The 9361-nt window shown below is 70.9% G+C and carries 9 protein-coding genes; 3 read left to right on the top strand and 6 right to left on the bottom strand.

What is annotated here, in order from left to right; translation table 11 throughout:
- Both JWN97_RS06525 and JWN97_RS06520 read right to left on the bottom strand, forming a co-directional pair.
- A partial coding sequence (locus JWN97_RS06525; RefSeq protein ID WP_297620182.1) for an ArsA-related P-loop ATPase occupies window positions 1–648 on the bottom strand: 648 nt, incomplete at its 3' end.
- Window positions 645–1673, bottom strand: a complete 1029-nt coding sequence (locus tag JWN97_RS06520) for an ArsA-related P-loop ATPase (protein WP_297620179.1) — start codon at window positions 1671–1673, stop codon at window positions 645–647. The genes JWN97_RS06520 and JWN97_RS06525, both read right to left, overlap by 4 nt.
- A 101-nt stretch (window positions 1674–1774) precedes the next feature.
- Here JWN97_RS06520 and JWN97_RS06515 point away from each other — a divergent pair, with 101 nt between their 5' ends.
- Window positions 1775–2596, top strand: a complete 822-nt coding sequence (locus tag JWN97_RS06515; RefSeq protein ID WP_297620176.1) for a CoA transferase subunit A — start codon at window positions 1775–1777, stop codon at window positions 2594–2596.
- Window positions 2597–2601: 5 nt separating this feature from the next.
- On the top strand, window positions 2602–3270 hold the full coding sequence (locus JWN97_RS06510; RefSeq protein ID WP_297620173.1) for a 3-oxoacid CoA-transferase subunit B: 669 nt from the start codon (window positions 2602–2604) through the stop codon (window positions 3268–3270).
- A gap of 97 nt (window positions 3271–3367) precedes the next feature.
- Here the strand turns inward: JWN97_RS06510 and JWN97_RS06505 are convergent, their stop codons facing one another.
- On the bottom strand, window positions 3368–4864 hold the full coding sequence (locus JWN97_RS06505; protein WP_297620169.1) for an amidase: 1497 nt from the start codon (window positions 4862–4864) through the stop codon (window positions 3368–3370).
- Window positions 4865–5353: 489 nt separating this feature from the next.
- On the opposite strand from JWN97_RS06505, the gene JWN97_RS06500 reads away from it, so the two are divergent.
- Window positions 5354–7642, top strand: coding sequence for an Ig-like domain-containing protein (locus JWN97_RS06500; protein ID WP_297620166.1), 2289 nt, complete (start codon window positions 5354–5356; stop codon window positions 7640–7642).
- A 149-nt stretch (window positions 7643–7791) separates the two neighbouring features.
- Here the strand turns inward: JWN97_RS06500 and JWN97_RS06495 are convergent, their stop codons facing one another.
- From JWN97_RS06495 to JWN97_RS06485, 3 genes are all read right to left on the bottom strand, one after another.
- Entirely contained in the window at window positions 7792–8304 is a 513-nt protein-coding gene (locus tag JWN97_RS06495) for a Gmad2 immunoglobulin-like domain-containing protein (RefSeq protein WP_297620163.1), read from the bottom strand.
- 136 nt (window positions 8305–8440) lie between these two features.
- The gene (locus tag JWN97_RS06490; RefSeq protein ID WP_297620159.1) at window positions 8441–8701 is read right to left on the bottom strand and encodes a PhzF family phenazine biosynthesis protein; all 261 of its coding nucleotides are present in this window, start codon (window positions 8699–8701) and stop codon (window positions 8441–8443) included.
- Window positions 8695–9213 carry a PhzF family phenazine biosynthesis isomerase gene (locus JWN97_RS06485; protein ID WP_297620156.1) on the bottom strand — a complete coding sequence of 173 codons (519 nt, stop codon included), beginning with the start codon at window positions 9211–9213 and terminating at the stop codon, window positions 8695–8697. The genes JWN97_RS06490 and JWN97_RS06485 overlap by 7 nt, the downstream gene beginning before the upstream one ends.
- Window positions 9214–9361 lie beyond the last annotated feature (148 nt).

Here is a 9361-nt window from a genome sequence, read left to right as displayed (position 1 = left end):
CGCCTTGATGTCGAGCAGCACCTGCGCCCCGATGATCTTGGTCAGCGCATTGGTGACCATCCCGAGGCCGGCGGTCATCAGCCGCGCCGGCCCACGGGCCGGGGTGACCAGCAGCGTCATGAAGCGTCCGTCGAGGAAGTCGAGCGCCGACCGCGACGGCGGGGTGTCGACCACGATCAGGTCGTAGCTGCCGTCCTCGAGGGCCTGCCGGTGCAGCTGGCCCAGCTTCTCCATCGCCATGTACTCCTGGGTGCCGGCGAACGAGCTCGACAGGGCGACGTAGAACGGATTCTCCAGGATCTGCTTGGCCTTCTCCGGGCTGGCCTGCCCCTCGACCACCTCGTCGAAGGTGCGCTTCATGTCGAGCATCATCGCGTCGAGCGACCCGCCGCCGGCCGGGTCGACGCCGGGCACGGGCCGCGGGGTGTTGTCGAGCTGCTCGATGCCCATCGACTGCGCGAGGCGCCGCGCCGGGTCGATCGTGAGCACGACGACCTTGCGGCCCCGCTCGGCGGCGCGGAGGGCGAGCGCCGCGGACGTCGTGGTCTTGCCGACCCCGCCGGAGCCGCAGCACACGATGATCTCGGTGCCGCGGTCGTCGAGGAGCGCGTCGATGTCCAGCCATGGCGGCTGCTTGCGGGCCGTCACGCCATGCCCTGGGCACGCAGCAGCTGGGCGAGGTCGAGCAGGGCGCCGCGGTCGATGCCGGTGGCCAGGCGCGGCAGCTCGTAGGTCGGCAGGTGCTCGGCCTCCACCAGCACGCGCTGGTCGTCCTCGAGCTGACGGCGTACGGCGTGGTCGCGGGCCTCGTCGATGAGCGAGGCGACCAGGCCGGCGTCCACCTCCACGCGGGCACGGGTGAGGTCGGAGGTGATGCGGGTCGCGTCGACCTCGTCGTCGCGCACCTGGGCGAGCGCGTGCGGGCTGAGGGCGCGCGGCCGGACGAGGTTGACCACGACGCCGCCGACGGGGAGCCCCGCGGCACGCAGCTCGGCGATCCCGTCGGAGGTCTCCTGCACGGGCATCTCCTCGAGGATGGTGACGACGTGGACGGCGGTGCGCGGGGAGCGCAGCAGCTCCATCACCTTGTCGGCCTGCGTCTTGACCGGCCCCACCTTGGCGAGCCCGGCCAGCTCGGAGTTGACCCCGAGGAACTGGCAGATCCGCCCCGTGGGCGGCGCGTCGAGCACCACGGCGTCGTACGTGATGGCCCCGCCCTTGCGGCCCTTGTCCGCCCTCTTGGTGTCGCGCTGGCGGGGCCGCTGCACGGCCTCGTAGACCTTGCCGGTGAGGAGGACGTCGCGCACGCCCGGCGCGATGGTGGTGGCGAAGTCGATGACCCCGAAGCGGTCGAGCGCCTTCCCGGCGCGACCGAGCTTGTAGTACATCGCGAGGTACTCCATGAGCGCGGACTCCGGCTCGATGTGGAGCGCGTGCACCTGGCCGGCGCGGCCGTCCTCGTCGGGCGCGCCCTTGGCGATCCGGCGCTCCTCGTAGGGGAGCGGGTCGACGTCGAACATCCGGGCGATGCCCTGGCGCCCCTCGACCTCGCAGAGCAGCACGTTCTTGCCCGAGGTGGCCAGGGCCAGTGCCAGTGCGGCCGCCACGGTCGACTTGCCGGTGCCGCCCTTGCCGGTCACCACGTGCAGGCGCACCTTCGGCCAGTCGGTCACGCGCCCAGCGTAGGGGGTCGGGCCCCACCACACCCAGTGGCCAGAAGTGTGGTCCTTGCCCACACAGTGGGCCCCGTCACATGGCCGCTAGGGTGCGGGACATGGACAAAGTGGTCTCATCGGCTGCCGATGCGGTGGCCGACATCCCGGACGGCGCCACCCTCGCGGTCGGCGGTTTCGGACTGTGCGGCATCCCGTCGGTCCTCATCGACGCGGTGCTGGAGGCCGGCACCTCCGACCTGCAGGCGGTCTCCAACAACTGCGGCGTCGACGACTGGGGGCTGGGCCGGCTGCTCGTCGAGAAGCGGCTGCGGCGGATGATCTCGTCCTACGTGGGGGAGAACAAGGAGTTCGCGCGGCAGTACCTGAGCGGCGAGCTCGAGGTCGAGCTGACGCCGCAGGGGACGCTGGCGGAGCGGATGCGGGCCGGCGGCTCGGGCATCCCCGGCTTCTACACCGCGACCGGCGTCGGCACCCAGGTCGCCGAGGGCGGCCTGCCGTGGAAGTACGACACCGAGGGCAACGTGATCGTCTCCTCGCCGCCGAAGGAGACGCGGGTCTTCTCCACCGCCGAGGGCGACAAGGAGTACGTCCTGGAGGAGGCCATCGTGGCCGACTTCGGGCTGGTGCGGGCCTGGAAGGGCGACCGCCACGGCAACCTGATCTACCGCGACTCGGCTCGCAACTTCAACCCGCTCGCCGCGATGTGCGGCCGGGTCACGATCGCGGAGGTCGAGGAGCTCGTCGAGCCTGGCGAGCTGGACCCCAACGACGTACACACGCCCGGTGTCTACGTGCAGCGCGTGGTCGCGCTGACGCCGGAGCAGGCGAAGGACAAGCGGATCGAGCGGGTCACGACGCGGCCGCGGCCCACGGCTGCCGCTCCCGCCGAGGATGCGGCGACGCACGGACTGGGAGGCTGAGCGAGATGGCATGGAGTCGTGAGGAGATGGCCGCGCGGGCGGCCTCGGAGCTCAAGGACGGGTCGTACGTCAACCTCGGTATCGGGCTGCCGACGCTGGTGCCCAACTACGTCGCCGACGACGTGGAGCTGGTGCTGCAGTCGGAGAACGGCATCCTCGGCGTGGGGGCGTACCCCTTCGAGGGCGAGGAGGACCCCGACCTGATCAACGCGGGCAAGGAGACGGTGACGCTGCGCAAGGGCGCGTCGTTCTTCGACTCCGCGCAGTCGTTCGGGATGATCCGCGGCGGCAAGATCGATGCCGCGATCCTCGGCGCGATGCAGGTCTCAGCGGCCGGTGACATCGCCAACTGGATGATCCCCGGCAAGATGGTCAAGGGCATGGGCGGTGCGATGGACCTGGTCCACGGCGCCAAGCGCGTGATCGTGCTGATGGAGCACACCGCCAAGGACGGCTCGCTGAAGATCCTGGACGCGTGCGACCTGCCCTACACCGGCAAGCGCGTCGTGCAGCGGATCATCACCGACCTCGCGGTCATCGACGTGATCGACCCTGCGACGGGTGAGGTCGCTGCCTCGGGGACGCTGGGGGAGCGGGCGCTCAGGCTCGTCGAGCTCGCGCCTGGTGTCACCGAGGACGAGGTGCGGGAGAAGACGCAGCCCGAGCTCGTCTGAGGGTCGGAGGTACGTCGCACCGCCCAGGTTGGGCGTGCCAACAGGGCGCTGCACCCCGCCGCATAGGCACCGACTTGGGGTCGTACGGCCCCGCGAGCTAGGCGGTCAGCGCCGGATCGAGATGGGCGTACCGGTGGAACCAGGGCTGCGCCTGCTCCAGTTGGGCGGCGAGCCGCAGCAGGAGACCGTCCGAGGTGAGGGAGCCAACGAACTGCACACCCAAGGGCAGGCCGGCGGCGGTCCAGTGCAGGGGCACGGAGATCGCGGGGCGGCCGGTGAGATTGGCCAGTTGGGTGTAGGGGACCCAGCCCAGGTTCTCGGTGATGAGCTGGTCGAGGATGCCGGTGGCGTTGAGGAGCTTGCCGGCGTGCACCTTGGCGATGATCCGCGAGGCCCGCTGCAGCAGCGGCGGGGTGTCGACCGAGCCCACCTGCAGCGGCGGCTTCGCCAAGGTCGGAGTGAGCAGCAGGTCGTAGCGCTGGTGGAAGTCGTCGAGCGCGCGGATGTGCCGGTTGACATTCTCCAGTGCGGCGAAGAGCGCTCCGACGCCGGCGGCGCGACCGATCTCGGCTGCCGCGAGCGAGTCGGCGGCGAAGGCGCTGTCGGGCGAGCCGAGTCGGTGCTTGATCAGGCTGATCTGACCGTGGAGCTGGGCGAACCAGATGGTCAGGAAGTCACGGGCCAGGGCGTCGTCGTCGTGCGGCGCGTCGACTGCCTCGACCTCGTGGCCGAGCTCGGCGAGCAGGCTGGCGGCACCCTCGACCGCGGCGACCGCTTCCGGGTCGGGATTGGGGTTGATGGCTGAGGAAACCGTGAAACCGATCCGCAGACGCGCGGGCGGGCGGCCAAGGTCTGGGAGGAAACGAGCGGGGGTCGCGGCGGCGTACGCCGCGTAGCAGGTCGGCGCGCCCACGATCGTATCGAGCAGAGCGGCGCTGTCGCGGACGCTGCGGGAGACCACGCCCTGGGTGACCATCCCGAACATCGACTCGCTGCCCTGCGGACCGTAGGGCGTGAGGCCACGGCTGAGCTTCAGCCCGACCAGGCCGTTGCAGGCCGCGGGGATGCGGACCGACCCACCGCCGTCGTTTGCGCCGGCCGCCGGGACGATGCCGGCGGCGACGGCGGCACCCGAGCCGCCGGACGAGCCGCCAGGAGTGTGGGCCAAGTTCCACGGGTTGCGCGCCCGGCCCAGCAAATCGTCCTCCGTGATGCCCTTGGCTCCGAACTCAGGGGTGTTGGTCTTGCCGAAGACAACGAGCCCGGCGTCGAGGAAGCGCTGCGTGACGAGTGCGTGCTCGTCGGCCACGTCGTCTACCAGGGCGTGCGAGCCGCTGGTGGTGGGGAACCCGGCGTATTCCTGAGCGAGATCCTTGACCAGGAAGGGCACGCCAGCGAAGGGACCCGTTAGGGGCTCGGCTGCCCGCGCGTCGGCCACGTCGTCCAGCGTCCTGGCGATCGCGTTGATCTTGGGGTCGACCTGGTCGGCACGCTGACGTGCCAAGGCCAGCAGCTCAGCCGCAGTGACCTGTTTGTCGGCAATCAGGGCAGCTAGGTCGGTGGCGTCAGCGCTCAGGTAGTCGTCGAGGTGCACGAAGCGAGTGTACGAGCGCGCCATCCCTCCGCGCGTTGACGGTTGAGCCTCGTCGCGACGTGTCGTCGAATGGCTACGGACGTCGGCGCGCATCGCGACCTTGGGGTGTCCTGTTTAGCCGTCCGCAAGGGACATCCGCATCTGCGACGATCACCCGTCGAGGGGTACGTCTATCCGCCGCCTGTCGGCGCCCTAGTAACCGGGATCTGCCGATGAGCGGGCGTATCGGATGAGATCGCCCGTGTGGCGATCAGCATGTGGGTCCCCCGAACCACTGTTGGGCGGCTCCTCGGGCTGCCTCGCTGCCCGTTCGTTGGCCCGATCGGACGGCACCTGGTCGAAACGTGGGACGCGGCGCTGCTCGTTGCATAGGGTCGCCGGGTTGCTGCATTGGCGCCTCGGTAGAGGGTCGTTGATCCATCGCACGCGCACCCGTCGTTGACGGCCGTGCGCACCCGACCCTCTTGCCACCCGAGTCCGGAGCCAAGCATGTCTCACACCTCCTTCCACCGCTCGATGCGACTCCCGCGAGCCGCGCTGGCCCTCGCCCTGCTCGCGCCTGTGCTCTCGCTGATGATGGCCCCGGCACCGCGTGCCGCGGCTGCCCTGGCGTACCTCCCGGCGGAGAAGCCGATCGCGGGCACTGTGCTCTTCGACTATGTGGGCGGGGAGCAAACCTTCGTCGTGCCCATCGGCATCCACCAGATCGACGTCGACGCGGTCGGAGCTGCGGGCGGGCCTACGAGTGACGGGACCCCGGGCGGCCGGGGCGCGAGGGTCACCGCCACTCTGGCGGTCGAGCCGGGCGACGTGCTCTACGTCCGCGTCGGCGGAGCGGGCTTGAGTGGCGCAGGCGGCTGGAACGGCGGCGGCAACCCGGTGGCGGGCTCCAACGGGGCCTCGTTCGGCGGCGGCGGCGCCACCGACCTGCGCACCTGTGGCGCATCGGACACCGATTGCTCGCCGCTCGACTCTCGGATCCTGGTTGCCGCGGGCGGCGGTGGGGCGGGGGGCATCTCCGGCGGCGGCGACACCGCGGCTGGCGACGCGGGAGCGGCGGCACCTGACTACGCCGGGGTCCGTGGCCCCGCCGGTGGTGGTGGAGCCGGCACCGCGAGTGCGGGCGGCGCTGGCGGCGTCGACGCCTCCTACGCCAACGGCGGCCGCGGCAACGGGAACGCCGGCACGTACGGCGCCGGTGGCTCCGCCCGGTACACCGGCACCTCGTTCCGAGGTGCCGGAGGCGGCGGTGGAGGCCTCTACGGCGGCGGCAGTGGCGGCACCAACCAGTACTACGGCGCCGGCGGCGGCGGCGGCTCGAGCCTTGTGCCGGAGGGCGGGACGCTCGCCCTCGCCGAACGCGCGGTCGGCTCGCAGGTGAGCATCAGCTACAGCGCGGGACCGGTCACGGATGTGCGCGTCGATGTCGCCGACGCCACGATCGTCGCGACCGGCGCGGACTCGACGTCCGTGACGGCTACGGCGAGCCTCGAGGACGGCACGAAGGTCCCGGGCCTGGAGGTGGTCTTCCAGAGCACCGACGCGGGCCAGTCCTTCGGTCCGGTGAGTGACAACGGGGACGGCACGTACTCGGCGGCCCTGATGGGTTCCACCTCACCGGGCGATGCCATGGTGACCGCGACGGCGAAGGGAAGCATCGCGACGTACGACGTGTCCGGGACGGCCGACGTCACCACCGAGGGTTACGCCCTGACGGTCGAGGCGGTGACTGACACGCTGGTCGCCACCGGAACGGACTCGCTCACCGTGAGCGCCTCGGCCGAGAGCCTCTCCGGCACGCCCCTCGACGGACTGCCGGTCACCTTTGCGAGCAGCGACGCCGGGCAGGCGTTCGGATCGGTGACCGATCACGGCGACGGCACGTACTCGGCCACGCTCAGCGGATCGACGACGCCCGGCTCCGCGACGGTGACCGCGACGGTCACGGGTGCGGGGGAGCCGACGTTGGTCGGCGCCTCGGTCGCGACCGAGGGTTACTCGGTGGAGGTTCGACCGTTCGCCGAGCCGGTCCTCGGCACCGGTGCGGCGACGGTGAGGGTGACCGCCGTCGCCAGGAGTGCGAGCCGCGTGCCCCTGTCGGGTCTCGAGGTGTCGTTCGCGAGCACCGACCCCGGCCAGTCGTTCGGCGCGACGACGGACAACGCCGACGGGACCTACTCGGCGACGCTCACGGGCTCGACCACGCCGGGTGTCGCTCGCATCCGAGCCGTGGTCGCGGGAGCGGGGACGCCGAGCACGCCGGACGTCGAGCTGGTCACCGCCAGGTACGACAAGCCGAGCATCACCGCGTCGACGAGCTCCACCTCGCCGGCCCGCAACGGCTGGTTCCGTACGCCGGTGACGGTGACGTTCGCCTGTGCCGGGACGCTCCCGTTCACCGTGGCGTGCCCTGCGCCCGTGGTGCTGGGCGCGGACGGGCGCGACCAGGTGGTGACGCGGGCGGTGACCGACGGCCTCGGCTCGACCGCCTCGGCGACGAGCGCAGCCGTGAGCATCGACGCGACAAGCCCGAGCGTCGCCGTGACCGGCGCGCGCAAGGGAGCGACGTACAAGAGGCTGCGCAAGCTGACCTGCAAGAGCACCGACGCGCTCTCCGGGGTCGCCTCCTGCGAGGTTGTCGTCACGAAGAAGAAGTCCAACAAGCTCACCATCGTGCGGTGGACGGCCACCGCGCTCGACCAGGCGGGCAACCTGGCCACCTCCAAGGGGCGGTACAAGGTCAAGAAGAAGGTGAAGAAGAAGACCACGCACCGCTGACCCCGCTCAGTGTGAACGTCGGGGCTGCCGCGATGAGTGCGTCTTTGCGCCGCTTGTCGGCGAGATGATCGAAGCGTCCACTCATGCTGGTGCTCTCAACGGGTCATCGCAATACTTCGCACGCGCCCTACAGGAGACCTGCCCAGTAGTCAGCCCTTGACTGGGATCCGCAGCCGCTGGCCGACGCCGATCACGTCCGGATCAGTGATCCTCGGGTTGGCGGCCACGACCTGCGCGACCGTCGTACGCGTGAAATCGCGCACCTTCCGCACGATCGCCGTGAGCGTGTCCCCACGCTCCACCCGATAGAGCAGCCAGCCCTGCAGGTCGGCGAACATGATGACTTCCACCTCGCGCAGGTTGAAGCCCGGGCTGGGCCCCTCGTCGGGCAGGCCGGGGTTGTCACCGAAGACCTGCACCGTGAGCCGCGTGCCATCGCGCGGCGGGCTGCTCACCGTGACCCGCGTGGAGAACTCACCCACTGCGGCCATCCCGCCGGTCGACTGCGCGGAGTCCTCCGCGAGGACGCGCCCGCGGCCGTCAAGCACGCGGATGCCGATCGTCCCCTCGAACCCGTTGCCGACCCCGGCGACGAGAAATCGCCGCCCGACGAGGTCGTCCTTGGCGGGCTGGCGCACCCGCACGTCCGTGATCACTCCCATGTGTGTCCCTCCCCAGGTCGGCCCCTGTCACACACGCTAGGGATCCGCGCGGATCCTGTCACCACCCACGCCACCGCGACTTTCCCGATGGTCAGGATGAAGGTCCCGAGCCGGTGCAGCCAGGGCGTGGCGGGTTTCAGAGCTCGATCTGGCCCTCGAGGTAGAACGCGCACGAGCCGTGCAGCTGCACCCGGTCGCCGATGAGCCAGCAGGCGAGCTCGCCGCCACGCCGCGACGCCTGGTAGGCGAGGAAGGAGTCCTTGCCCGTGCGTGCCGCCCAGAACGGTACGAGCGCACAGTGCGCTCCTCCGGTCACCGGGTCCTCGGGGATGCCCTTCGCTGGTGCGAAGTACCGGCTGACGAAGTCGTGCGCGCCGTCGCCGACGGCAGTCACCACGACCCCGGTATGTCCAGACGGGCGATGGCGGCGAGGTCCGGTTCGAGGGACCGGACGTCATCGGCCCCGGGGAGAAGGGCGAGGTAGTTGTTCCCGTCGATCGCCGCCTCCACCGGCGTCACGCCGAGCGCCGCAGACAACGCCGGCACAGCGCGCACCGTACGAGCCGGCAGTTCCATCCGATACGCGTTGCCTTCGCGGGCGACCTGTAGCGGCCCGCTGGCGGTGTCGAACACGACGCTGTCGCGGCCGGACTCCAGCCGCTCGAGGACAACTGCGCCCGCCGCCAGCGTCGCGTGCCCGCACAACGGCACTTCCACTGTCGGCGTGAACCAACGCAGCCGGTACCGCCCCTCGGACGGCACGACGAACGCCGTCTCGGCGAGGTTCTCCGCGGCCACGGCCTGCAACAGGGCGTCATCAAGAAACCGGTCCAGCACCACCACGGCGGCCGGGTTGCCGGCGAAGCGGCGAGTGGTGAAGGCGTCGAGCTGGAAGATCGGGACCCGCATGGCCGCATGGTAGGGACGCGACATCCGCGGGCCCGCGACGGTCGCCGTCCGCCCCGGCGATGCGGGACCGAGTGATCGGTGCCTCCCCGGCTACAACCACGCCACCGGCGCACTGGGCCACCGGTTCGCTCATGCCGCATTCCGCGCG

It is taken from the genome of Nocardioides sp. (assembly GCF_025965415.1).
GTDB lineage: Bacteria > Actinomycetota > Actinomycetes > Propionibacteriales > Nocardioidaceae > Nocardioides.
The sequence above is the reverse complement of the archived record's forward strand: the minus strand, read 5'-3'. Positions and strand labels throughout refer to the sequence as shown.